The organism is Stenotrophomonas sp., from assembly GCF_032056425.1.
Lineage (GTDB): Bacteria > Pseudomonadota > Gammaproteobacteria > Xanthomonadales > Xanthomonadaceae > Stenotrophomonas.
Window position 1 is genome coordinate 1 of the sequence record NZ_DAMBCN010000038.1, and the last position, 23,520, is coordinate 23,520.

General features: G+C 66.0%; 17 protein-coding genes. 9 read left to right on the forward strand and 8 right to left on the reverse strand.

Going from position 1 to position 23,520, the window contains the following annotated elements:
* Positions 1–432: 432 nt before the first annotated feature.
* From RTY46_RS18250 to RTY46_RS18270, 5 genes are all read left to right on the forward strand, one after another.
* The gene (locus RTY46_RS18250) at positions 433–1,818 is read left to right on the forward strand and encodes an NAD-dependent succinate-semialdehyde dehydrogenase (RefSeq protein WP_312710171.1); all 1,386 of its coding nucleotides are present in this window, start codon (positions 433–435) and stop codon (positions 1,816–1,818) included.
* A gap of 63 nt (positions 1,819–1,881) precedes the next feature.
* Entirely contained in the window at positions 1,882–3,522 is a 1,641-nt protein-coding gene (locus RTY46_RS18255; protein ID WP_312710172.1) for an acetolactate synthase large subunit, read from the forward strand.
* Positions 3,523–3,703: 181 nt separating this feature from the next.
* The gene (gene lysS / locus RTY46_RS18260) at positions 3,704–5,215 is read left to right on the forward strand and encodes a lysine--tRNA ligase (RefSeq protein ID WP_312710174.1); all 1,512 of its coding nucleotides are present in this window, start codon (positions 3,704–3,706) and stop codon (positions 5,213–5,215) included.
* A 201-nt stretch (positions 5,216–5,416) separates the two neighbouring features.
* Positions 5,417–6,562 (forward strand): two-component system response regulator, encoded by a 1,146-nt coding sequence (locus RTY46_RS18265; protein WP_312710176.1) that lies wholly within the window; start codon positions 5,417–5,419, stop codon positions 6,560–6,562.
* Positions 6,559–8,727, forward strand: a complete 2,169-nt coding sequence (locus RTY46_RS18270; protein WP_312710178.1) for a response regulator — start codon at positions 6,559–6,561, stop codon at positions 8,725–8,727. The genes RTY46_RS18265 and RTY46_RS18270 overlap by 4 nt, the downstream gene beginning before the upstream one ends.
* A gap of 151 nt (positions 8,728–8,878) precedes the next feature.
* Here the strand turns inward: RTY46_RS18270 and RTY46_RS18275 are convergent, their stop codons facing one another.
* The 7 genes from RTY46_RS18275 to RTY46_RS18305 all read right to left on the reverse strand — a co-directional run bounded on the left by RTY46_RS18275 (position 8,879) and on the right by RTY46_RS18305 (position 16,803).
* On the reverse strand, positions 8,879–9,751 hold the full coding sequence (locus tag RTY46_RS18275; protein ID WP_312710179.1) for a crotonase/enoyl-CoA hydratase family protein: 873 nt from the start codon (positions 9,749–9,751) through the stop codon (positions 8,879–8,881).
* A gap of 160 nt (positions 9,752–9,911) precedes the next feature.
* A complete protein-coding gene (locus RTY46_RS18280; RefSeq protein WP_312710180.1) occupies positions 9,912–11,588 on the reverse strand; it encodes a long-chain fatty acid--CoA ligase in 1,677 nt (558 codons plus the stop codon).
* 213 nt (positions 11,589–11,801) lie between these two features.
* Positions 11,802–13,484, reverse strand: coding sequence for a choline dehydrogenase (gene betA / locus RTY46_RS18285; RefSeq protein ID WP_312710181.1), 1,683 nt, complete (start codon positions 13,482–13,484; stop codon positions 11,802–11,804).
* A gap of 30 nt (positions 13,485–13,514) precedes the next feature.
* The gene (gene betB, locus RTY46_RS18290) at positions 13,515–14,987 is read right to left on the reverse strand and encodes a betaine-aldehyde dehydrogenase (protein WP_312710182.1); all 1,473 of its coding nucleotides are present in this window, start codon (positions 14,985–14,987) and stop codon (positions 13,515–13,517) included.
* A gap of 36 nt (positions 14,988–15,023) precedes the next feature.
* Positions 15,024–15,614: a transcriptional regulator BetI gene (gene betI, locus RTY46_RS18295; RefSeq protein WP_312710183.1), complete on the reverse strand. Its 591-nt coding sequence runs from the start codon at positions 15,612–15,614 to the stop codon at positions 15,024–15,026.
* A 182-nt stretch (positions 15,615–15,796) separates the two neighbouring features.
* On the reverse strand, positions 15,797–16,429 hold the full coding sequence (locus RTY46_RS18300) for an AAA family ATPase (RefSeq protein ID WP_312710184.1): 633 nt from the start codon (positions 16,427–16,429) through the stop codon (positions 15,797–15,799).
* Positions 16,429–16,803 (reverse strand): type II toxin-antitoxin system Phd/YefM family antitoxin, encoded by a 375-nt coding sequence (locus RTY46_RS18305; RefSeq protein WP_312710185.1) that lies wholly within the window; start codon positions 16,801–16,803, stop codon positions 16,429–16,431. Before RTY46_RS18305 ends, RTY46_RS18300 begins: the two co-directional genes overlap by 1 nt.
* Before the next feature lie 190 nt (positions 16,804–16,993).
* Here RTY46_RS18305 and RTY46_RS18310 point away from each other — a divergent pair, with 190 nt between their 5' ends.
* Complete coding sequence (locus RTY46_RS18310; RefSeq protein ID WP_312710186.1) at positions 16,994–17,449, forward strand: hypothetical protein; 456 nt, start codon at positions 16,994–16,996, stop codon at positions 17,447–17,449.
* A 236-nt stretch (positions 17,450–17,685) separates the two neighbouring features.
* On the opposite strand, the gene acnA is transcribed toward RTY46_RS18310, so the two are convergent.
* Positions 17,686–20,439, reverse strand: a complete 2,754-nt coding sequence (acnA, locus tag RTY46_RS18315; RefSeq protein WP_312710187.1) for an aconitate hydratase AcnA — start codon at positions 20,437–20,439, stop codon at positions 17,686–17,688.
* A 290-nt stretch (positions 20,440–20,729) separates the two neighbouring features.
* Between acnA and RTY46_RS18320 the strand changes: the two genes are divergently transcribed.
* The 3 genes from RTY46_RS18320 to RTY46_RS18330 all read left to right on the forward strand — a co-directional run.
* On the forward strand, positions 20,730–20,954 hold the full coding sequence (locus tag RTY46_RS18320; protein ID WP_108749517.1) for an AbrB/MazE/SpoVT family DNA-binding domain-containing protein: 225 nt from the start codon (positions 20,730–20,732) through the stop codon (positions 20,952–20,954).
* A 6-nt stretch (positions 20,955–20,960) separates the two neighbouring features.
* Entirely contained in the window at positions 20,961–21,359 is a 399-nt protein-coding gene (locus RTY46_RS18325) for a type II toxin-antitoxin system VapC family toxin (protein ID WP_049458027.1), read from the forward strand.
* A gap of 43 nt (positions 21,360–21,402) precedes the next feature.
* Positions 21,403–23,520, forward strand: a 2,118-nt coding sequence (locus RTY46_RS18330) for a bifunctional aconitate hydratase 2/2-methylisocitrate dehydratase (RefSeq protein ID WP_312710188.1), incomplete at its 3' end; no start/stop codon positions are given.

The following is a 23,520-nucleotide window of genomic DNA, read 5'->3' on the forward strand; positions in this document are numbered from 1 at the left end:
AGACTGCCGCCTGAAACAGCTTCATGGCGTCCGTTCTCAGGGAGCCAGACCAGTCAGCCGCATGGATGCGGCTGCCAAGCCTACAGGGGTGAGGGCGCTTTGTTTGCGAAGCACTGCTTCGCAAGCGCCCGAACGCACAGCCGCCAGCGGCTGGGCCGGGCCCCGGAGGGGTACTTGCGGCGTCCCCGCAATCCGACACCGCCCCGCCATCCCACGGAATGCCCGCTGTTGCTGTTGCTGTTGCTTCAGTCGAGCATGGCTCGACGCTACAGCAGGTGCAGGGCTGCAAGCCCTGCCATAACTCCCCCCCCCCTATACAGGTAAGTGCAGGTCACAGGATAAGCAGACGCCTTGTTGCGGCCATCGAACAGGTCCACATTCCTGTGCAGGACGCGGGCTGCCCGCCCGCTGTCGAGACAACAGGAGACCTGCATGTCCGCTGCCCCCACCACCGCCATCTCCCGTGATCCGGCCACCGGCCAGGTCATCGCCGAACACCCCTTCGCCAGCGCCGCTGAGCTGGAATCGATCCTGCAGCGCGGCCAGGCCGGCTTTGCCGCCTGGAGCGGCCATACCCTGGAACAGCGCGCCGATGTGCTGCGCGCCATGGCCGCCGTGCTGCGTCGTGACCGTGAGCCGCTGGCCGCGCTGGCCACGGCCGAAATGGGCAAGGTGCAGGCTGAAGCCCTGGCCGAGATCGAGAAATGCGCCGTACTGTGCGACTGGTACGCCGAGCACGGTGCGCCGTTCCTGCGCGATGAACCCACCCAGGTGCCGGGTGACCAGGCCTATGTGTCCTACCTGCCGCTGGGCGTGGTGCTGGGCATCATGCCGTGGAACTTCCCCTACTGGCAGGTGATGCGCGCGGCCGTGCCGATCCTGATGGGCGGCAACGGCTTCCTGTTGAAGCCGGCCGAGAACATCGTCGGTACCGCGCAGCTGCTGGATGCCGCCTGGCGCGAAGCCGGCCTGCCGGACGGCACCTTCATCGCCGCCAACATCAGCCGCGAGGGCACCAGTGCCGCCATCGCCGATGACCGCATCGCCGCCGTCACGCTCACCGGCAGCGTCGGCGCCGGCCGCAGCATCGCCGCCCAGGCCGGGCAGGCGCTGAAGAAGGTGGTGCTGGAACTGGGCGGCTCCGATCCGTTCATCGTGCTGGCCGACGCCGATCTGGACGCCGCCGTCGATGCAGCCGTGGCCTCGCGCTTCCAGAACACCGGGCAGGTCTGCATTGCCGGCAAGCGCATCATTGTCGAAGACGCGCTCTACGACCGTTTCGTGGCGCAGTTCTGCCAGAAGGTGCAGGCGCTGACCATCGGTGATGGCCGCGAAGCCGGCAACCGCATCGGCCCGATGGCCCGCCAGGACCTGCTGGACCAGCTGCACGCACAGGTGCAGGCATCGGTGGACGCCGGTGCCCAGCTGCGGGTGGGCGGGCATCAGCTGGACCGGCCGGGTGCCTTCTACGCGCCGACGGTGCTGGTGGACGTCGAGCCGGGCATGCAGGCGTTCGATACCGAGACTTTCGGCCCGGTGGCCTCGATCAGCCGTGCCCGCGACGCCGATCACGCAGTGGAGCTTGCCAACCAGAGCGAGTTCGGCCTGAGCGGCAACCTGTGGACCGGCGACCCAGAGAGGGCCATGCAGCTGGCGCGTCGGCTGCAGACCGGCGGCGTGTTCGTGAACGGCTTCTCTGCGTCTGATCCGCGCGTGCCGATCGGAGGCGTGAAGAAGAGCGGCTTCGGCCGTGAGCTCTCGCACTTCGGCATCCGTGAGTTTGTCAACGCGCAGACGGTCTGGTTCAACAAGCGTTGACGCGCGGCTTCCACCCTTCCTGCAACGATCCACCATCAGTCCAGCGAAAAGGACGGCATTCCAATGTCCAAGGGTTCAGATCTGCTTGTCGCCGCACTTGAGAACGAAGGCGTCGAGCGCATTTTCGGTATTCCCGGCGAAGAAAACCTCGACGTGGTCGAGTCGCTGCGTCATTCCAGCATCGAGCTGGTCATCACCCGCCACGAGCAGGCGGCGGTGTTCATGGCCGCCACCTACGGCCGCCTGACCGGCAAGCCGGGCGTGTGCCTGGCCACACTCGGCCCGGGCGCGCTGAACTTCACCACCGGCGCGGCCTATGCGCTGCTGGGGGCGTGGCCGGTCATCATGATCACCGGGCAGAAGGGCATCGTCGCCAGCAAGCAGGCGCGTTTCCAGATCGTGGACATCGTCAGCACGATGAAGCCGCTGACCAAGCTGGCCCGGCAGATCGTCTCGGCGCGCACCATCCCGACCATCGTCCGCGAGGCCTTCCGCGTGGCCCAGGAGGAGCGCCCGGGCCCGGTGCTGCTGGAGCTGCCCGAGGACATCGCCGCCACCGAGGTGGAGGGCGTGTCCCTCATTCCGACCCACGCGGTGGATCGGCCGATTGCCAGCCCCGAGGCGCTGGACCGCGCGGCGGAGATCATCCGTGGCGCCAAGCGGCCGCTGCTGATGATCGCCTCGGCGGCCTCGCGGCCGCAGTCCAGCGAAGCGCTGTCGGCCTTCGTGCAGCGCGCCGGCATTCCGTTCTTCACCACGCAGATGGGCAAGGGCGCGGTGGCGGGCGGCTCGGGACTGTACATGGGCACCGCGGCGCTGACCGAGCGTGACTACGTGCACATGGCCATCGACCAGGCCGACGTGATCGTGACCATCGGCCACGAGGTGACCGAGAAGCCGCCGTTCGTGATGCGTCCCGGTGGTCCCACGGTCATTCATATCGGCTACTCGCAGGCGGCGGTGGAGCAGGTGTACTTCCCGCAGGTGGAAGTGATCGGCGACATCGGCCGCTCGCTGACCCAGCTGGCCGATCGCATCGAGGGCCAGGTGCCGCATGCCGATGCGCTGCTGCCGCTGCGCACGACCATCCTCGAGCACCTTGCCGACCGTGCCGAGGAAGCGGGATTCACCCCGCAGCGACTGGTGCATGACGTGCGCCAGGTGATGCCGCCGGACGGCATCGTGGCGCTGGACAACGGCATGTACAAGATCTGGTTTGCCCGCAACTACCGTACCCAGGTGGCCAATACGCTGTTGCTGGACAATGCGCTGGCGACGATGGGCGCGGGCCTGCCGTCGGCGATCATGGCCTCGATCCTGTATCCCGAGCGGCGGGTGCTGGCGGTCTGTGGCGATGGCGGCTTCATGATGAACAGCCAGGAGCTGGAGACGGCGCGGCGGCTGGGCCTGAACCTGGTGGTGCTGATCCTCAATGACGGCGCCTACGGGATGATCCGCTGGAAGCAGGCGGTGGATGGCTTCACCGACTACGGCATGACCTTCAGCAACCCGGATTTCGTGAAATACGCCGAGGCTTATGGCTGCAAGGGCCATGAGGTGACCGCCATCGAGCAGTTCATCCCGACCCTGGATGCGGCCTTCAACGAGGGTGGGGTGCACCTGGTCTCGGTGCCGGTGGACTACGCGGAGAACCATCGGGTGCTGGTGGAGGAACTGCGGCAGGCGTTCCCCGGCAACGGTTGACGGCCGCCGGCGCCCGGGATCTGGTAGGTGTCGACCTTGGTCGACACGGGGAACGCCAACCAAGGTTGGCGGCTACCGGGGCTGGGCGCTGCCGGGGCCGGGGCAGGGCGGTTTTGGTATGCTGTCCAACCGGCTGTGCCGGGCGCTGTACCCCCTCCCACTACACGATTCCCGCAGATCCATGAGCGAAGCTACCGATACCCCCCCCGTCGACGAAAACAAGTTGATCGCCGAGCGCCGTGAGAAACTCAAAGCGCTGCGTGGGCAGGGCATCGCGTACCCGAACGACTTCCGTCGCCAGGACTTCGCCGGGCAGCTGCAGGCCGAATTCGCCGATGCCGAGACCTGGACCGCCGAGGCCCTGGAAGGCAACAGCCGCACGGTGAAGATGGCCGGCCGGCTGATGGCCAAGCGGATCATGGGCAAGGCCAGCTTCGCCCAGATCCAGGATGAATCCGGCCGCATCCAGCTGTTCCTGCAGGGCGCCGTGCTGGGAGATGCCTACACCGCCTTCAAGGGGTGGGACGTGGGCGACATCATCGCCGTGGAAGGTGGCCTGACCCGCACCAAGACCGGCGAACTGTCGGTCAAGGCCGAGTCGATCCGCCTGCTGACCAAGTCGCTGCGCCCGCTGCCGGACAAATGGCATGGCCTTTCCGACGTGGAGCAGCGCTACCGCCAGCGTTACGTCGACCTGATCGTGACCCCGGAATCGCGCGCGGTCTTCATCAAGCGCTCCAAGATCATCCGCGCCATGCGTGCGTGGCTGGACAACCGCGACTTCCTCGAAGTCGAGACGCCGATGATGCATTACATCCCCGGCGGCGCGGCGGCCAAGCCGTTCACCACCCACCACAACGCGCTGGACCTGGACCTGTACCTGCGCGTGGCGCCGGAGCTGTACCTCAAGCGCCTGACCGTGGGTGGCCTGGAGCGGGTGTACGAGATCAACCGAAACTTCCGCAACGAAGGCGTCAGCACCCGCCACAACCCGGAATTCACCATGATGGAGCTGTACGAGGCCTACGCCACGTACAACGAGATCATGGACCTGACCGAAGGCGTGATCCGTGATGTCGCGCAGACCGTCAATGGCGGCACCACGGTGGAATGGGACGGCGCCAACATCGACCTGGGCCCGGCTTTCCGCCGCTGGCGCATGGACGAGGCGGTGCGCCACCACAACCCGGAAATCTCCGCGGCCGACTGCACTGATCGCGACGCGCTGCTGCGCCATTGCGAGCGCTTGAAGATCCGCGTCAAGCCGTCTTACGGCTGGGGCAAGCTGCTGCTGGAAATCTTCGAGGCCACCGTCGAGCACACCCTGATCCAGCCGACCTTCATCACCGATCACCCGGTGGAGGTTTCGCCGCTGGCCCGAGCCAACGACAACGATCCGGGCTACACCGACCGCTTCGAGCTGTTCATCAACGGCAAGGAACTGGCCAACGGTTTCTCCGAATTGAACGACCCCGAAGACCAGGCGCAGCGCTTCCAGGCCCAGGTGGCCGCGAAAGAAGGCGGCGACGACGAGGCCATGCACTACGACGCTGATTACATCCGTGCGCTGGAGTACGGTATGGCCCCGACCGGCGGCCTGGGCATCGGCGTGGACCGTCTGGTGATGCTGCTGACCGGCAGCAGCTCGATCCGTGACGTCCTGCTGTTCCCTTACATGCGTCCGGAGCACTAAGCTCGGGTTCGCACTCTGCATGTGCGCGCCGTCCCGGAATGGGATGGCGCGATTGACGCTTTCCGCACACGGCGTATGGTGATTGCACCGCCTTGACATTGCCTGTGGCAAACAGGGAATGGGGTGGAGGCAATGCGAAGGACCGGCTTCACATTGTGATGACGATCATGAACCGGCGACATCGTGACGGGAGTGGAGCCCATGCAGGGTGCCAGTGTGCACAGCGGCGGAGTATCCTCGCCGGCTGAGTTTCCAGCGTGGTCGAGAAGGAAGGCAGAGAGCGCGTTGAACATCGTCATTGTCGACGACCAGACTTCCGCACGGACGATGTTGCGACATGTCATTGAAGACATCGCACCGGAATTGTCCGTGTATGACTTTGGCGATCCGCTTACGGCCCTGGCCTGGTGCGAAGCCCACCCGGTCGATCTGTTGCTGCTGGACTACCGCATGCCGGAGATGGATGGGCTGGAATTTGCCCGCCGTTTCCGCCGGCTGCCCAAGCATCGCGACATCCCGGTGATCCTGATTACCGTGGTGGGCGATGAGCCGATCCGCCAGGCCGCGCTGGAAGCGGGGGTGATCGATTTCCTGGTCAAGCCGATCCGCCCGCGTGAACTGCGCGCGCGCTGCTACAACCTGCTGCAGTTGCGCCAGCAGAGCGAGAACGTGAAGCAACGCGCGTTGTCGCTGGAACAGCGCCTGCTGGCCAGCATGCACGAGGTGGAAGAGCGCGAGCGCGAAACCCTTTCGCGGCTGGCGCGGGCGATCGAGTTCCGTGATGCCGGCACCAGCGCGTATCTGGAGCGCATGGCGCGGGTGGCCGGGCTGATTGCCGAGCAGCTGGGGCTGCCCGAAGACGAAGTGAAGCTGATCGAAATGGCCGCGCCCCTGCATGACATGGGCAAGATCGCCATTCCCGATGCCGTGCTGCTGAAGCAGGGCAAGCTGACCGATGACGAGCTGGCGATCATGCGCCGGCACCCGCGCATCGGTCATGAACTGCTGAGTGGCAGCCAGAACCGTTTCATCCAGGTTGGCGCGCTGATCGCGCTGCGCCACCACGAGCGCTACGACGGCAGCGGCTATCCCGACGGTCTGGTGGGTGACGCCATTCCGTTGGAAGCACGCATCGTGGCGGTCGCCGACGTGTTCGACGCCCTCATTTCGCCACGCCCGTACAAGGAGGCGTGGACCTTCGAGGCCACGTTGGCTTACCTGTATGCCCAGCGCGGGCGCCTGTTCGACCCGCGCTGCGTGGATGCACTGCTGCGCGGGCGCAGCCAGCTGGAGCAGATCTGCGCCGAGCATTCCACCGCTTCGGCGCGACCGGGGATGGGCGCGTGAAAGGCCTGCTGTCGCAGCTGCGCCAGCGCCTGTCGAGCCGGCAGGACAGCGAGCATGGGCAGCAGATCGTCCGTATTGTCCTGATTACCCTCATCCTGGGCTACGTGCTGCTGCCCAGCGTGCGTTACGACCTGCCTCACGACCAGTACGTGGGTGTGCTGGCCATCGTGCTGACCGGCCTGAGCCTGTCGCTGTTGGCGTTCGGCTGGCTGTTGTGGCGGCCTGGCCGTTCAGACCCGCGCCGGGTGCTGGGCATGCTGGCCGACTACGGGTTGATCGCCGCGGGCATGATCCAGATGGGCGAACCGCTGTCGTGGGTCTACATCGTGGTGATGTGGGTCACCGTCGGCAACGGCATGCGCTTTGGCAACGCGTATCTGTACGTGGCGGTGGCGATGGCCATGGCCAGCTTCGGCGCCACCGCGCTGCTGACCCCGTACTGGCAGCAGAACCTGCGCCTTGCCATCGGCCTGTGGCTGGGCCTGGCCGCTGTGCCGCTGTACTTCTCCACGCTGCTGCGCCAGTTGACCGAAGCCATGGCCGAGGCGCGCCGGGCCAGTGAGGCCAAGAGCCGCTTCCTGGCCAACATGAGTCACGAATTCCGCACCCCACTCAATGGATTGAATGGCATGACCGAAGTGTTGGCGACCACGCGCCTGGACGAAGAACAGCGCGAGTGCCTGAATACCATCCAGGCCTCCTCGCGCAGCCTGCTGGCGCTGGTGGAGGAAGTGCTGGACATCTCGGCCATCGAGGCCGGCAAGCTGCGCGTGGTGGCCGAAGACTTCGTGCTGTCCGACGTGATCCAGGCCATCGGGCTGATCCTGTTGCCGCAGGCCAAGGCCAAGCGCCTGGATTACCGGGTGAAAGTGGGCGATACGGTGCCGCAGACCCTGCGTGGCGATGTTGGCCATCTGCGACAGATCCTGCTGAACCTGGCCGGCAACGCGGTGAAGTTCACCGACCAGGGCCGGGTGGAGATCCGGGTGAGCGTGGTGCATGCCGATACCCACGGTACGGTGCGCCTGCGCTTTGACATCATCGATACCGGCATCGGCGTGCCGTTGGCCATGCGCCCGCGTTTGTTCGAGGCCTTCGAACAGGCCGACGTCAGCATGGCCCGCCGCCACGAAGGCACCGGCCTGGGCACCACTATCGCCAAGGGCCTGGTCGAGGCCATGGACGGGCAGATTGGCTACCTGGACAACCCGCCGCAGGGCAGCCACTTCTGGGTGGAGCTGCCGTTCGCGCCGCCGCAGCCGGTAGAGCCGGGCCTCGTGCCCAGCGTGGCCGCCGGCGAGGATATCGGCCCGGGCGGCAACGTGATCGCCTTCGCCGACCCGTTCCTGCGCCACCGTGCACGCGTGCGCAGCATGCAGATCCTGGTGGCCGACGACCATGAAGCCAACCGCATGGTGCTGCAGCGTCTGCTGCAGAAGGCCGGCCACCGGGTGATGTGCGTGGACGGTGGTGAGGCGGTGCTGGATGCACTGGCCGAAAGCGAGTTCGATGCGGCCATCGTCGACCTGCACATGCCGGGCATGAGTGGCCTGGACATGCTGAAGGAGCTGCGCGTCATGCAGTCCGGCGGCGGCCCGCGCACGCCGGTGATGGTACTCAGTGCCGACGTCACCCCCGAAGCGATCCAGCGCTGCACGCAGGCCGGCGCGCACGCGTTCCTGGCCAAGCCGGTAGTGGCAGTGCGCCTGCTGGATACGCTGGCCGAGATCGCCAACAACGCCAACCTGAAGAACGCCGCACCGCTGGTGGTGCGTGCACCGGTGCAGCTGGATGGCGTGCTTGATACCGGCGTGCTGGATGAGCTGGCGTCGCTGGGCATGGGCGATGGTTTCGAACGCGAGTTCATCCGCCAGTGCCTGGAAGATGCCGAGGCCTGCCTGCGCAAGGCCCAGGCCGACGGCGAGGCCGCGCGCTGGAGCGAGTTCCGTGAACAGTCGCATGCCATCAAGGGCGTTTCCGGAAACCTGGGGCTGGTGCGTGCGGCCAATCGCGCGGGCGAGCTGATGCGCATGGCCGACTGGCAGTTGAAGGCCGAATGGCAGGCGCGCCTGGCAGTGCTGCAGGGCGCGATCAAGGAGGGTCGGCAGGCGCTGGATGCGCGCGCCGAACGCAAGGCGCGCGGCGCCGCCGACGACGCGCCGTAGCGTCGAGCTTGCTCGACCATCACCGCATCGTAGAGTCGAGCTTGCTCGACTGCCGTCGATAGTCGAGCAAGCTCGACTCTACGGTTTGGGTCGCGCGAAAAAAAGCCCGGTGGCCAGCCGGGCTCCAAGCCAGCAGGGGGGAGGGCTGGAATCAGGCCGCATCCATCGACGCACGCCGCGTCTGTGCCTTGATCAATCGATCCATGGTGCGCAGGGAGCGGTCGCCCAGGGCCAGGGCCGAATCGACCCAGACCTTGGTGATCTCCAGCAGTTCGTCATAGCTCACCGCCTGGGCCAGGTTGCGCGCGGCGTTCATGGCCAGGTAGGACTGCGGCAGGCGCTGCTGATGGCGGATCATTTCCTGCACGGCTTCGCGGCCTTCGCCCTTCTTCACCAGCACGTCCACCACCCCCAGTGCATGCATTTCCTCGGCACTGTAGATGCGGCCGTCCAGGATGATCTTCTCGGCCAGCTGCGGGGCCACGCGGCGGCACAGGAACGAGTACGCGCCCATGCCCGGGAACAGCCCGAACAGCACCTCCGGCAGGCCCATGCCGCTGCCTTCCTCGGCCACGATGGTGTGGCAGGCCAGGGCCATTTCCAGGCCGCCGCCCAGGGCATCACCCTGGATCAGGGCGATCGAGCGCACATCGCCGCCAAAGCCGGTGTGCAGGTGGTGCACGCCCTCCACGCAACGCTGGGCGTAGGTCAGCAGCAGGTCACGGTTGCCCTCGCGGATCAGCCGGGTGAACAGATCCAGGTCGCCGCCCAGGTTGTAGGCGATGGCATCGGAGGCCAGCACGAAGTGGCGCAGCTGGCCGCTATGGCGCTGGGCCGGGCTGCGGGTGATGGCGTTCATGTAGCTCCACATCTCGTCCAGCATGTCCTTGCGGCAGCAGGGACGGATGCCGGTGGAAGCATCGGCATGCATGAACAGCCAGTGGGCAGCGCCGTCGTCGCTGTCTTCGGTACGGATGGTGGCAAACGGTGAACCGCTGGTCGGCAGTTTTTCAATGGTGCTCATGGAAGGGTCCTCGGCAGGCGGCCCGCGTGAAAGCGTGGTGGCCGGCGGGCCGAACGGTCCACACACGACGCGATGCTACAACGGGTGCAGCCCTTCACATGCGAAAAGGCCCGGGGCGTTTCCGACCCGGGCCTGACGCCGTTCCAACCTGTGGAAACCCTTACGTGGCGGGCGTATCGCGCAGCTCGCGACGCAGGATCTTGCCCACGTTGGTCTTCGGCAGCTCTTTTCGGAATTCTACGATTCTGGGGTGCTTGTAGCCGGTCAGGTTGGCCCGGGCATGTTCCTTGACCATTTCGGCGGTCAGGTTCGGGTCCTTCTTCACGATCACGACCTTGACCACTTCGCCGGATTTTTCGTCCGGAACGCCGACCGCGGCCACTTCCAGCACGCCGGGCATCATCGCGATCACGTCTTCCACTTCGTTCGGGTACACGTTGAAGCCGGACACCAGGATCATGTCCTTCTTGCGGTCCACGATGTAGAAGAAGCCCTGCTCATCCATGCGCGCCATGTCGCCGGTGTGCAGCCAGCCGTCGGCATCGATGGCCTGGCGGGTTTCATCCGGGCGCTGCCAGTAGCCCTTCATGACCTGCGGGCCCTTGATGCACAGCTCGCCCACTTCACCCAACGCCAGGGTGTTGCCACTGTCGTCCTTGATGCAGGCATCGGTGGAGGGAATCGGCAGGCCGATGGCACCGTTGTATTCCTTCAGGTCCAGCGGGTTGATGCAGGCGGCCGGCGAGGTCTCGGTCAGGCCGTAGGCTTCCACCAGGGTGACCCCGGTGACCTTCTTCCAGCGCTCGGCCACCGCACGCTGCACGGCCATGCCGCCGCCCAGGGTGACTTTCAGCGAGGAGAAATCCACGGTGTCGAAGCCGGGGGTGTTCAGCAGGCCGTTGAACAGCGTGTTGACGCCGGTGATGGCCGTGAAGCGCACCGACTTGAGCTCCTTGACGAAGCCCTTCATGTCGCGCGGGTTGGTGATGAGGTGGTTGCAGCCGCCGAACTTCATGAAGACCAGGCCGTTCGCGGTCAACGCGAAGATGTGGTACAGCGGCAGGGCGGTGATGATCCACTCCTTGCCCGGCTCAATGCCCGACGCGCCGATCCAGGCCGAGGCCTGCTGCATGTTGGCGATCAGGTTGCGGTTGGTCAGCATGGCGCCCTTGGCCACGCCGGTGGTGCCGCCGGTGTACTGCAGGAACGCCACATCGTCGTGGTCGATCTCGACCTTCGGCAGGGTGTGGCGGCTGCCCAGCCTGAGCGCCTGCTTGAAGCGGATGGCGCCCTTCAGATGGTAGTTGGGCACCATCTTCTTGACGTACTTCAGTACGAAATTGACGATCGCACCCTTGGCGCCGAGCAGGTCGCCCAGGCCGGTGGTGATGACCTGCTTGACCTGGGTCTCGGCGATGACCTGCTGCACGGTGTCGCCGAAGTTGTCCACGACCACCAGCGCGGTGACGCCGGCATCGACCAGCTGATGCTTCAGCTCGCGCGCGGTGTACAGCGGGTTGACGTTGACCACGGTGAGGCCGGCGCGCAGCACGCCGAAGGTGGCGATGGGGTACTGCAGGCAGTTGGGCATCATCAGGGCAACGCGGTCGCCCTTTTTCAGCTTCAGTTCGCCCAGCAGGTAGGCCGCGAACTGCTCGACCAGGGCATCGGTTTCACCGTAGGTGAGTACTTTGCCGAAACTGGAGTAGGCGGGACGGTCACGGAACTTCGCCACGGAGGCGTCGAAGACCGAAGCTACCGAATGGAACTCGTTGACGTCGATTTCGGCGGGAACGCCTTTCGGATAGCTCTGCAGCCAGGGACGATCCAGACTCATATTCCCCCTCCAGGAATCGTTGTGATGGGTGCGGCGCGGACAGTATCCGCCAGAACCGCTCGCAGCAGCATACCGTTCCGTAGGGAAAACGCGAAGAGGGCGTGATCGTCAGGCGGGCCGGTGGTTGGTAGCTGCCGACCTTGGTCGGCAGGATGGGTTGGTGCGTGCCCACCAAGGTGGGCACCTACCGGGCGCACGGGCGTGGCATTCGCGTCAGGGCTGTCGGCGTACCGGGGCGCCGTTGGCCTGGTAGTACGGGGCGGTACTGCGGGCCAGTGCGGGACGGCCGCGGATCGCGTCGGCCAGCTTCTCGGCCATCATGATGGTCGGTGCGTTGAGGTTGCCGGTCACCACCTGCGGCATGATCGAAGCATCGACGATGCGCAGGCCTTCCAGGCCGTGCACGCGGCCCTGACCATCGACCACCGCCATCGGGTCGTCTGCATGGCCCATCTTGTTGGTGCAGGAGGGGTGGTAGGCGGTCTCGGCGTGTTCTCTTACGAAGCCGTCGATCTGCGCATCGGTCTGCAGTTCGCGGCCGGGCGAAATCTCGCGGCCGCTGTAGGGGGCCAGCGCCGGCTGCGCGAAGATCTCGCGGGTGATGCGGATGGCGGCGCGGAACTCGCGCCAGTCCTGTTCGTGCGACATGTAGTTGAACAGTATGCTGGGGTGTTCGCGCGGGTCTTTGGAGGTGACGTGCACGCGGCCACGGCTGGGCGAGCGCATCGAGCCCACGTGCATCTGGAAGCTGTGTGCCTTGATCGGATTGGAGCCGTTGTAATTGATGGCCACCGGCAGGAAGTGGTACTGCAGGTTCGGCCAGTCGAATTCGGCATCGCTGCGGATGAAGCCGCCGGCTTCGAACTGGTTGCTGGCGCCGATGCCAGTGCCCAGGAACAGCCATTCAGCGCCGATGGCCGGCTGGTTGTACAGCTTCAATGCCGGCGCCAGCGATACCGGCTTCTTGCATTCGTACTGCAGGTACATTTCCAGGTGATCCTGCAGGTTGGCGCCGACGCCGGGCAGGTGGTGCACCACATCGATGTCCAGACTGCGCAGCAGGTCGGCCGGGCCGACGCCCGAGCGCTGCAGGATCTGCGGGGAGGCGATCGCGCCGCCGCACAGCAGCACTTCGCGGCGGGCAGTGGCGCGCTGCGGCTGGTCGTTGTGCAGCCACTGCACGCCCACCGTGCGCTTGCCCGAGAACAGGATGCGGTCGGTCAGGGCGTGGGTGACGATGGTCAGGTTCGGGCGTGGCCTGGCCAGATCCAGATACCCGCGCGCGGTGCTGGAGCGGCGGCCCTTCGGCGTGACCGTGCGGTCCATCGGGCCGAAGCCTTCCTGCTGGTAACCGTTCAGATCGTCGGTGCGCGGGTAGCCGGCCTGCACGCCGGCTTCGATCATGGCGGCGAACAGTTCGTTGTTGCCGGCCTTGGGCGTGGTCACGCGCAGCGGGCCGTCGCCACCGTGGTAGTCATTGGCACCGATGTCGCGGGTTTCGGCCTTGCGGAAGTAGGGCAGGCAGTCCAGGTAGGTCCAGTCTTCCAGGCCCGGCATGCTGGCCCAGTTGTCATAGTCCATCGCGTTGCCGCGGATGTAGCACATGCCGTTGATCAGCGAGGAACCGCCCAGGCCCTTGCCGCGGCCGCAGTCCATGCGCCGGTTGTTCATGAAGGGCTCCGGGTCGGTCTTGTACGCCCAGTTGTAGCGCTTGCCCTGCAGCGGGTAGGCCAGTGCGGCGGGCATCTGCGTGCGGAAATCGAGCCGGTAGTCGGGCCCGCCGGCTTCCAGCAGCAGGACGCGCACATCGGCGTCTTCGGTCAGCCGGGTGGCCAGCACGTTGCCGGCCGAACCAGCGCCGATGATGATGTAGTCGTACTCGTTTGCGGTGCTCATGTGTTATCTCCTGCGGTCGGGGCGCGTTGCTCAGAACACGCTGGCGAAGTCGCCCAGTTCCACCTGGACCGATTTGATGCGGGTGTAGTGGCCCAACGTGGACAGGCCGTTCTCGCGGCCCACGCCGGATTCCTTGTAGCCGCCCACCGGCATTTCGGCGGGCGATTCGCCCCAGGTGTTGATCCAGCAGATGCCGGCCTGCAGGCGGTGGATGATGCGGTGGGCGCGGCTGATATCGCCGCTGACCACACCGGCGGCCAGGCCGAACGGGGTGTCGTTGGCACGCCGCACCGCTTCGTCCTCATCGTCGTAGGCCAGGATGCTCATCACCGGCCCGAAGATTTCCTCGCGCACGATCTTCATGTCGTCGCGGCAGTCGGAAAACACGGTGGGCTGCACGTACGCGCCCTCGGCCAGGGCGCCCTCGGTGGCGCGGCCGCCACCGGTCAGCAGGCGGGCGCCTTCGGCCTTGCCGCTGTCGATGTAGCGCAGCACGTTTTCCATGTGCGGGAAGCTGACCATCGGCCCGAAGTTGGTGTCCTGCGCGGTCGGGTCGCCCATGCGGATGCGCTGCACGCGCTTGACCACTGCCGCCTCGAAGTCGGCCAGCAGGGCGCGCGGCACGAACACGCGGGTGCCATTGGTGCAGACCTGGCCGGAGCTGAAGAAGTTGGCCATCACCGCGATATCGGCGGCACGGTCCAGATTTGCGTCCTGACAGATCAGCAGCGGCGACTTGCCACCCAGTTCCATGGTCACCTCTTTCAGTGACGATGACGCGGCGGCTGCCATCACCTTCTTGCCGGTGGCCACGCCGCCGGTGAAGGAGATCTTCTCGATCACGGGGTGTTCGGTCAGCCAGTTGCCGATCTCGCCACCGGGGCCCTGCAGCACGTTGAACACACCGTCGGGCACGCCGGCTTCGGTGTAGATCTCGGCCAGCTTCAGCGCCGTCAGCGGGGTGACTTCGGAGGGCTTGAACACCATCGCGTTGCCCGCGGCCAACGCCGGGGCCGATTTCCACAGCGCGATCTGGATCGGGTAGTTCCAGGCGCCGATGCCGGCCACCACGCCCAGCGGTTCGCGGCGGGTGTAGAAGAAGCTCGATTCGCGCAACGGCAGTTGGATGCCTTCGATGGCCGTGGCCAGGCCGGCGTAGTACTCCAGCACGTCGGCGCCGGTGACGATGTCCACGGTGGTGGTTTCGGCCAAAGCCTTGCCGGTGTCCAGCGTTTCCAGGTGGGCAAGCTCGTCATTGCGTTCGCGCAGGATTTCGACCGCGCGGCGCAGGATGCGCGAGCGTTCCATCGCGGTCATCGCGGCCCACGCTTGCTGGCCTTCGCTGGCGCTGCGTACGGCGCGGTCCACATCGGCCTGGCTGGCGATCTGCACCTCGGCCAGCACCTGGCCGTTGGCCGGGTTCACGGTCTGGAAGGTCTTGCCGCTGGTGGCGTCGACCCGGCGGCCATGGATGTAGAGCTGTTGGACGGGCAGGGTGGGCATGGGGTACTCCTTGGAAGGGGCAGGGTCCTGCAGCGCTTATAGCGCGTTGGCCTGCAACTGGAAGTCGATGTAGGCGTAGGCGATGTGACGGGCGTTGTCGCCGTCGATCTGGCCGCCGACCAGGCTGCCGCGCAGCCATAGGCCGTCGATCATTGCGGCCAGGCCGCGGGCGGCCTCGCGGGCGGGTTCGGCCGGCAGGCTGCGGTGGAACTGATAGGCCAGGTTGGAATACAGACGCTGGTCGTTGATGCGCTGCAGTCGTGCCAGTTCCGGCTGGTGCATGCTGGCCGCCCAGAAGGTCAGCCAGACGCGCATCGCCGGCCCGCTGGTCTGGCTGGGGTCGAAGTTAGCGTCCACCAGTGCGCGCAGTTGCGAGCTCGGATCTGCGGCGGCCTGTCCGCGGTGCTGGGCGAAGGCTTCCTTGAGCTGGCTCAGGATCTGCCGCATGGCGGCGTTGAGCAGGCCGGCCTTGTCGCCGAAGTAGTGGGCGACGATGCCGGTGGACAGGCCTGCCTTGCGCGCGATGGTGGCCACGGTGGCGTCGGCCAGGCCGATCTCGTGGATGACCTGGAAGGTGGCGTCGATCAGTTGCTGGCGGCGCAGGGGCTCGATGCCTTTCTTGGGCATGGGGGCTGGGCGGTAGGGAAGGTCACCAGTATGCAGTTTATTGATTGAACGTCCAATCAATAAAAAGTGAAGGCCGCGTCAGGGCACGGGCGGAGGCCGGTTTCGTAGTGTCGAGCTTGCTCGACGAGCTTTTTGGATCGGGTCAGAGCCCTTTCCTTTGGAAGGGGATCCGACTCCTTGGCTCACAGGCGCAATGCGGCTTCCAGCAGGGGCGCGGCCCAGGCCGGGGTAGCGGCCAGCTGTGCCAGGTTGTCCCGCTGCGGGAAATGCACCTGGCCATCTTCCATCTGCAGCAGCAGCCGGGGGTCCGGCACGGCCTCGCCGGGGGCGGCTTCGGCACTGTTGTCGTAGACCTGCAGCTGAGCCAGCACCGGCATCAGCCGGATCAGGTTCTGCTGGGCCAGCGGCCAGCGCCGACGGATGTCGGCTTCGTTGATCGGGTGGCCACCGCTGCGTACCCGTGCCTGCACGCGTGCGATGTGCTGCTCTGGGCTGGACAGCCCGCAGAACCACATCAGGACGTCGTGGCTGTGGCTGGCCTCATGCAGCAGGGCGGCGATCGAATTGCCACCCAAGGTGGTTTCAAAGGCGTGGTTGCGGCGCCGGTCCAGCGCATCGCGGATGCGGTTGACGCCTTCCTGCCAGGCCTGCGCGTTGGCTTCGGCCTGCGACAGGCCGGTGATGCTGCGCAGTTCGCGGGCAAAGGTATCGGGGTTGAACCATTCCAGCCCGGCCTCGCGCAGCACATGGCCGCCCACCGAACTCTTGCCGGCGCCATTGACGCCGGCAAGGACGTACAGGAAAGGACGCGCCATCAGTGGCCGGTGCCGGCCTTGACCTGCCCGCCCAGACGAGCGGGGCGGCGCAGCAGGTCGCGCGCGGTGTCACCGGCCTGCGCCTGCTGCAGCACGGCCAGCCGTTGGTCGAAGCCGGCGCGCAGTTCCGCCAGGCCCGGGGCCTGGTCGCGCAGTTCCTCAAGCGAGGCTTCCAGCGCCTCCACGCGCGCCTGCAGGGCGCGGTACTGCTCGATGGAGACGATGACGGCCTGCGGCTCGTTGTGGTTGGTGACCACCACCATGCGCTGGTCGCGCACTTCCTGCATGACCTTGCGCCAGTGCTCCTTCACCGACGAAGCGGTGGTGTGGGTCAGCTCGTTGATGGGATCGAAGCGGACGGGGAGGTGAAGCATGGCGGAGCTCCAGCGGGGGTATGGGACCACCTTACGCCTGTTTCGTGCGAATTGCATGAATAATGAAAAATAGCCATATTTCATAGCTACAAAATGTCGCAGGGAGCCGGCATGCGATTTGAATGCAGTCTTAAAGACAGCGGCTGCAGGGCGGCGGGACACTATCTGCTCCCTACACAGGAGCACCCGCATGCGCACTCATCTGGCTCTGGTACTGGCGGTGGCTCTCAGCCTGCCGGTTGCAGCACAGCCCACCCTTCCGCCGATGCAGCAGTTGGACTACCCGGTCCTGGCGGTAGGTGATACGGGCCAGTTCAGGGTTCAGATACCTGCATACGCGGGCGGCCAAGGCCGTGTTTCCTATGCAGCGCATGCACTGATGCCGGGCAGCAGTGTGGATCTGGGCTACCGCTTCACCGCCGCCGAGTGTGGCGAGGGTTTTACCCCCTATGTGCACTACAACGATCGCGGCGTGGTGTGTTCGCGGTTTGGCGAGGCGCCGCACGCTGCCTTCGAGATGGTGGTGACCGTGCGCAACGTGGGCGCGGCAGAAGGCGAGGCGTTGATGCCGGAGGGGCTGGGCTATCTGGTCTATGACCTGGGCTCGGTGACGGCGCCGTGGCGGCTCTATGGGGTTCGGCCCTGATGGATGACGCCGGGCACGGCCCGGCGTCCTTGCCGATGCAGTCGAGCATGGCTCGACTCTACAGACGCGAACGCGTTCGCGTTATTTGCTGGCGAGCTGGCGCAGCACGTACTGCAGCAGGCCGCCGTGGTGGGCGAGGAGGCGCGTTTGCGAACCACAGGTTCGCGCGCCTCCGCAGCGCCCCCGCGCTGGCGCGGGGGCCGGGCTTCCGCCCATGGGGGGGGGCAGGGAACGGCTCAGCGACCCGCCAGCTGGCGCAGCACGTACTGCAGCAGGCCGCCGTGGCGGAAGTACTCGACTTCCTTCGGGGTCAGCAGCATCACCGAGACCTCGAACGTCTTCTTCGTGCCATCGGCCTTGGTCGCGGTGACTGTCGCGCGCTTGCTGGCGCCATCCTGCAGGCCGGTGATGTCGATCACTTCCGAGCCGTCCAGGCCCAGCGACTGTGCGTTTTCGCCGTTGCGGAACTGCAGCGGCAGCACGCCCATGCCGACCAGGTTGGAACGGTGGATGCGCTCGAAGCTCTCGGCAACCACTGCTTTCACCCCCAGCAGCAGGGTGCCCTTGGCGGCCCAGTCACGCGACGAGCCGGTGCCGTATTCCTTGCCGGCCAGCACCACCAGCGGCACGTTGTCGGCCTTGTACCTCATCGCCGCGTCGTAGATCGCCAGCTTTTCCGGCTGGCCGCCGCTGGCCGGGTAGTACAGGGTGTTGCCGCCTTCTTCGCCACCCAACATCAGGTTCTTGATGCGGATGTTGGCGAAGGTGCCGCGCACCATTACATCGTCGTTGCCGCGGCGGCTGCCGTAGCTGTTGAAGTCGGCCGGCTGCACGCCGCGGTCCTGCAGGAAGCGGCCGGCCGGGGAATCCTTCTTGATATTGCCGGCCGGGGAGATGTGGTCGGTGGTGATCGAATCGCCGAACAGGCCCATCACGCGTGCGCCGTGCACGTCGTCGATGCTGCCGGTCTGCATGGTCATGCCATCGAAGTAAGGCGGGTTCTTGATGTAGGTGGAGGCATCGCTCCACTCGTACAGGTTGCCGTCCGGCGAGGCGATGGTGTTCCAGCGCGTATCACCCTTGAACACGTCGGCATAGTTCTGCTTGAACATGTCCGGGCCCAGGGTGGCGGCGATGACATCGCCGATCTCCTTGTTGCTGGGCCAGATGTCGCGCAGGTAGACCGGTTGGCCATCGCTGCCGGTGCCCAGCGGTTCGGTGGTCAGGTCGATGTCGGTGGTGCCGGCGATTGCATAGGCCACTACCAGCGGCGGGCTGGCCAGGTAGTTCATCTTCACTTCGGGGTGCACGCGGCCCTCGAAGTTGCGGTTGCCCGACAGCACCGAGGTGACCGCCAGGTCGCCCGCGGCGATACCGGCGCTGACTTCAGTGGGCAGCGGGCCGGAATTGCCGATGCAGGTGGTGCAGCCGTAGCCCACCACATAGAAGCCGATCTTCTCCAGCTCCTTCAGCACGCCGGCCTTTTCAAGGTAATCGGTGACCACGCGCGAGCCTGGGCCGAGCGAGGTCTTTACCCACGGCTGGCGGTTCAGGCCCTTGGCCGCCGCGTTGCGCGCCAGCAGGCCGGCACCGATCATCACCGCCGGGTTGGACGTGTTGGTGCAGGAGGTGATGGCGGCGATGACCACCGCGCCATCCTTCAGCCGCACCTTGCGGCCTTCGATCTCGATGTCGGCCTGGCCCTTGGCCAGTTGTTCGTTGCCGACCGCCGTGCCGCCGCCTTCATTGGTGAAGTTGGCGATGGCCGCGTCCTTGCGGTCGCGGTTGACGGTCAGGCCGACCAGGGCTTCGCGGTAGTTCTTCTGCACGTCTTCCAGCAGCACGCGGTCCTGCGGGCGCTTGGGGCCGGCCAGCGAGGGTTTCACCGTACCCATGTCCAGTTCCAGCGTGGTGCTGTACTGCGCCGGGGCGCTGCCCGGTTCGTGCCACAGGCCCTGCGCCTTGGCATAGGCTTCGACCAGGTTGATCTGTTCTTCGCTGCGGCCGGACAGGCGCAGGTAGTTCAGCGATTCGTGATCGATCGGGAAGATGCCGCAGGTGGCGCCGTATTCGGGAGCCATGTTGCCGATGGTCGCGCGGTCGGCCAGCGGCAGGTGCTGCAGGCCGTCACCGAAGAATTCGACGAACTTGCCGACCACGCCCAGCTTGCGCAGCATCTGGGTGACGGTCAGCACCAGGTCGGTGGCGGTTGCGCCCTCGGGCAGTTTGCCGGTCAGTTTGAAGCCGACCACCTGCGGGATCAGCATGGACGAGGGTTGGCCGAGCATGGCTGCCTCGGCTTCGATGCCGCCCACGCCCCAGCCGAGCACGCCGATGCCATTGATCATGGTGGTGTGGCTGTCGGTGCCGAACACGGTATCGGGGTAGGCCACCGCCTTGCCATCCTTGTCCGCGGTCATCACCACGCGGGCCAGGTTTTCCAGGTTCACCTGGTGGACGATGCCGGTGTTGGGCGGCACCACCTTGAAGTTGTCGAACGCCTTCTGGCCCCAGCGCAGGAAGCCGTAGCGTTCCTGGTTGCGCTGGAATTCGATCTTGCCGTTCAGGTCCAGCGCGTCGGGCTTGCCGAATACATCCACCTGCACCGAGTGGTCGATGACCAGTTCGGAGGGGATCTGCGGGTTGATCTGCTCGGGCTTGCCGCCCAGCTTGACCACCGCGTCGCGCATGGCGGCCAGGTCGACCACGCAGGGCACGCCGGTGAAGTCCTGCAGCACCACGCGTGCGGGCATGAAGGCGATTTCGGTGTCCGGTTCGGCACTGGGCTGCCAGCGGGCCACGGCCTCGATGTGCTCAGGCCCCACGGTGGCGCCACCATCCTCGTGCCGGAGCAGGTTCTCCAGCAGGATCTTCATGGAATAGGGAAGGTGGGAGATGTCGAAGCGCTGGCCGAGCTTGGGCAGGCTGAAGTAATCGTAAGCCTTGCCGCCAACATCAAGCTGGCTGCGGGTGGAGAACGAATCGCTCATGCGGGATGACTCCTCTTGCGGATGGCTTGCTCTGGCCCGTGCGCGCACGGGCCTGCTTGCGGTCGCCGCGGGCCTGCTGGCCCCGGTGCGCCCCAGTATGAACGCATTCACCTGGGGGCGGGCCGGCCTGCGGCATCGGTTCCAGACTACAGCGGCAGGTGTATGGCGTATGTCATGAATGTGGCCGATCCTTTGCGGCTGTAGGGGCCGGGGCGCGTCCGACCGGGTTCGGGGTGGAAGTATGCCCGGCGAAGTATGTATAATTTGTGCATACCGAAGAGGGCCTACCGATGGAAGCCACTGTTGCAGAGCGCGGACAGATCACCCTGCCCAAGGCGGTGCGTGATGCCTTGGGCCTGACCAAGGGCACCCAGCTGAAGGTCGAGCTGGACGGCAGCCGTATCATCCTGCGCAAGAGCGTGGACGATGCGATCTCGCGCGCCCGCGGCAAGTTCGCGCTGGACGGCTTCGAGTCGGCCGAATCGGCGGTACGCGCGGTGCGCGACGAGGAATAAGGCGTGATGATTGCCGTCGATTCACCGGTGCTGGTGGAACTGCTGAGCAACGGCCCGCAGGCCGATGCGGTGGAAGCGATCCTGCGGCAGAGCCTGGTGGGTGGCCGCGTGGTGGTCTGCGGCGCCACCCTGGCCGAGGTCTGCGCATCGCTGCGCGGCGGCGCCGAGGTGCTGGAAGCACTGGAAGAAATGGGCGTGCATTTCAATGCGCTGGAGGCCAAGTCGGCCCTGCGCGCCGGCGAGATGCACCGCCGCCACCGCCAGCGCAGCGGCAGCCGCCGCAGCCTGGACGAATTCATGGTCGGGGCCCATGCACTGCTGCAGTGCGATGGCCTGATCACCTGGAACGACACGTTTTACCGCGACTACTTCAAGGGCCTGAAGCTGATCGTGCCGCAAGCCTGAGCCCACTTTGTTTTTTCAACCTACGCATTACCCGGGAGTTGTCATGTTGGAAGCCTACCGCCACCACGTCGCCGAGCGCGCTGCGCTTGGCATCCCGCCGCTGCCGCTGAGCGCGCAGCAGACGGCCGATGTCATCGAACTGCTGAAGAACCCGCCGCAGGGCGAGGCCGAGTTCCTGCTCGACCTGCTGACCCACCGCGTGCCGGCCGGCGTGGATGACGCTGCCAAGGTCAAGGCCTCGTACCTGGCCGCCATTGCGCTGGGCAGCGAGCAGAACCCGCTGATCAGCCGCGAGCGCGCCACCGAACTGCTGGGCACCATGCTGGGCGGTTACAACGTGGCCCCGCTGGTGCAGCTGCTGGACGACGCCAGCGTTGGCACCATCGCTGCCGACGGCCTGAAGAAGACCCTGCTGGTCTTCGATGCCTTCCACGATGTGCAGGAAAAGGCCAAGGCCGGCAACGCCAACGCGCAGTCCGTGCTGCAGAGCTGGGCCGATGCCGAGTGGTTCACCAACAACCCGGAAGTGCCGCAGAGCCTGACCGTCACCGTGTTCAAGGTGCCGGGCGAAACCAACACCGACGACCTGTCGCCGGCGCCGGATGCAACCACCCGCCCGGACATTCCGATGCACGCTCTGGCGATGCTGAAGAACAAGCGCGACGACGCGCCGTTCACCCCGGAAGAAGACGGCAAGCGCGGCCCGATCCAGCAGATCCTGGACCTGAAGGACAAGGGCCACCTGGTTGCCTACGTGGGCGACGTGGTCGGTACCGGTTCCTCGCGCAAGTCGGCCACCAACAGCGTGCTGTGGTGGACCGGCGATGACATTCCGTTCATCCCGAACAAGCGCGCCGGTGGCGTCTGCCTGGGTTCGAAGATCGCCCCGATCTTCTACAACACCATGGAAGATGCCGGCGCACTGCCGATCGAGCTGGACGTGTCGAAGATGGAGCACGGCGATGTGGTCGAGCTGCGTCCGTACGAAGGCAAGGCGCTGAAGAACGGCGAAGTCATCGCCGAATTCCAGGTCAAGTCCGAAGTGCTGTTCGACGAAGTGCGCGCCGGTGGCCGTATTCCGCTGATCATCGGCCGCGGCCTGACCGGCAAGGCGCGTGAAGCGCTGGGCCTGGCCCCGACCGATCTGTTCCGCCTGCCGGTGCAGCCGGCCGACACCGGCAAGGGCTTCTCGCTGGCACAGAAGATGGTCGGCCGCGCCTGTGGCCTGCCGGAAGGCCAGGGCATGCGCCCGGGTACCTACTGCGAACCGAAGATGACCTCGGTCGGCTCGCAGGACACCACCGGCCCGATGACCCGCGACGAGCTGAAGGACCTGGCCTGCCTGGGCTTCTCGGCCGACCTGGTGATGCAGTCGTTCTGCCACACCGCCGCTTACCCGAAGCCGGTGGACGTGAAGACCCACCACACCCTGCCGGAGTTCATCTCCACCCGTGGCGGCATCTCGCTGCGCCCGGGCGACGGCGTGATCCACAGCTGGCTGAACCGCATGCTGCTGCCGGACACCGTCGGTACCGGTGGTGACTCGCACACCCGTTTCCCGGTGGGCATTTCGTTCCCGGCCGGTTCGGGCCTGGTGGCCTTCGCCGCTGCCACCGGCGTGATGCCGCTGGATATGCCGGAATCGGTGCTGGTGCGCTTCAAGGGCCAGATGCAGCCGGGCGTGACCCTGCGTGACCTGGTCAATGCCATTCCGCTGTACGCGATCAAGTCGGGCCTGCTGACCGTGGCCAAGGCTGGCAAGAAGAACATCTTCTCCGGCCGCATCCTGGAAATCGAAGGTCTGCCGGAACTGAAGGTCGAACAGGCCTTCGAACTGTCCGATGCGTCGGCCGAGCGTTCGGCTGCCGGTTGCTCGGTGCGCCTGAACAAGGAGCCGATCATCGAGTACCTGACCAGCAACATCACCCTGTTGAAGTGGATGATTGCCGAGGGCTACCAGGATCCGCGTTCGCTGCAGCGCCGTATCGAGAAGATGGAAGCGTGGCTGGCCAACCCGGAACTGCTGGAGCCGGATGCCGACGCCGAATACGCTGCCGTCATCGAGATCGACCTGGCCGACATCCACGAGCCGATCGTGGCCTGCCCGAACGATCCGGACGACGTGAAGACCCTGTCCGAAGTGGCCGGCGCCAAGATCGAC

Bases quoted from the DNA above. Each gene is read 5' to 3' on its own strand.
- RTY46_RS18305 (WP_312710185.1), bottom strand. From the start codon at position 16,803: ATGCTTCACCTCCCCGTCCGCTTCGATCCCATCAACGAGCTGACCCAC.
- betA (WP_312710181.1), bottom strand. From the start codon at position 13,484: ATGAGCACCGCAAACGAGTACGACTACATCATCATCGGCGCTGGTTCG.
- RTY46_RS18325 (WP_049458027.1), top strand. From the start codon at position 20,961: ATGATTGCCGTCGATTCACCGGTGCTGGTGGAACTGCTGAGCAACGGC.
- betB (WP_312710182.1), bottom strand. From the start codon at position 14,987: ATGCCCACCCTGCCCGTCCAACAGCTCTACATCCATGGCCGCCGGGTC.
- RTY46_RS18280 (WP_312710180.1), bottom strand. From the start codon at position 11,588: ATGAGTCTGGATCGTCCCTGGCTGCAGAGCTATCCGAAAGGCGTTCCC.
- RTY46_RS18275 (WP_312710179.1), bottom strand. From the start codon at position 9,751: ATGAGCACCATTGAAAAACTGCCGACCAGCGGTTCACCGTTTGCCACC.
- RTY46_RS18320 (WP_108749517.1), top strand. From the start codon at position 20,730: ATGGAAGCCACTGTTGCAGAGCGCGGACAGATCACCCTGCCCAAGGCG.
- betI (WP_312710183.1), bottom strand. From the start codon at position 15,614: ATGCCCAAGAAAGGCATCGAGCCCCTGCGCCGCCAGCAACTGATCGAC.
- acnA (WP_312710187.1), bottom strand. From the start codon at position 20,439: ATGAGCGATTCGTTCTCCACCCGCAGCCAGCTTGATGTTGGCGGCAAG.
- RTY46_RS18250 (WP_312710171.1), top strand. From the start codon at position 433: ATGTCCGCTGCCCCCACCACCGCCATCTCCCGTGATCCGGCCACCGGC.
- lysS (WP_312710174.1), top strand. From the start codon at position 3,704: ATGAGCGAAGCTACCGATACCCCCCCCGTCGACGAAAACAAGTTGATC.
- RTY46_RS18300 (WP_312710184.1), bottom strand. From the start codon at position 16,429: ATGGCGCGTCCTTTCCTGTACGTCCTTGCCGGCGTCAATGGCGCCGGC.
- RTY46_RS18310 (WP_312710186.1), top strand. From the start codon at position 16,994: ATGCGCACTCATCTGGCTCTGGTACTGGCGGTGGCTCTCAGCCTGCCG.
- RTY46_RS18255 (WP_312710172.1), top strand. From the start codon at position 1,882: ATGTCCAAGGGTTCAGATCTGCTTGTCGCCGCACTTGAGAACGAAGGC.
- RTY46_RS18265 (WP_312710176.1), top strand. From the start codon at position 5,417: ATGCAGGGTGCCAGTGTGCACAGCGGCGGAGTATCCTCGCCGGCTGAG.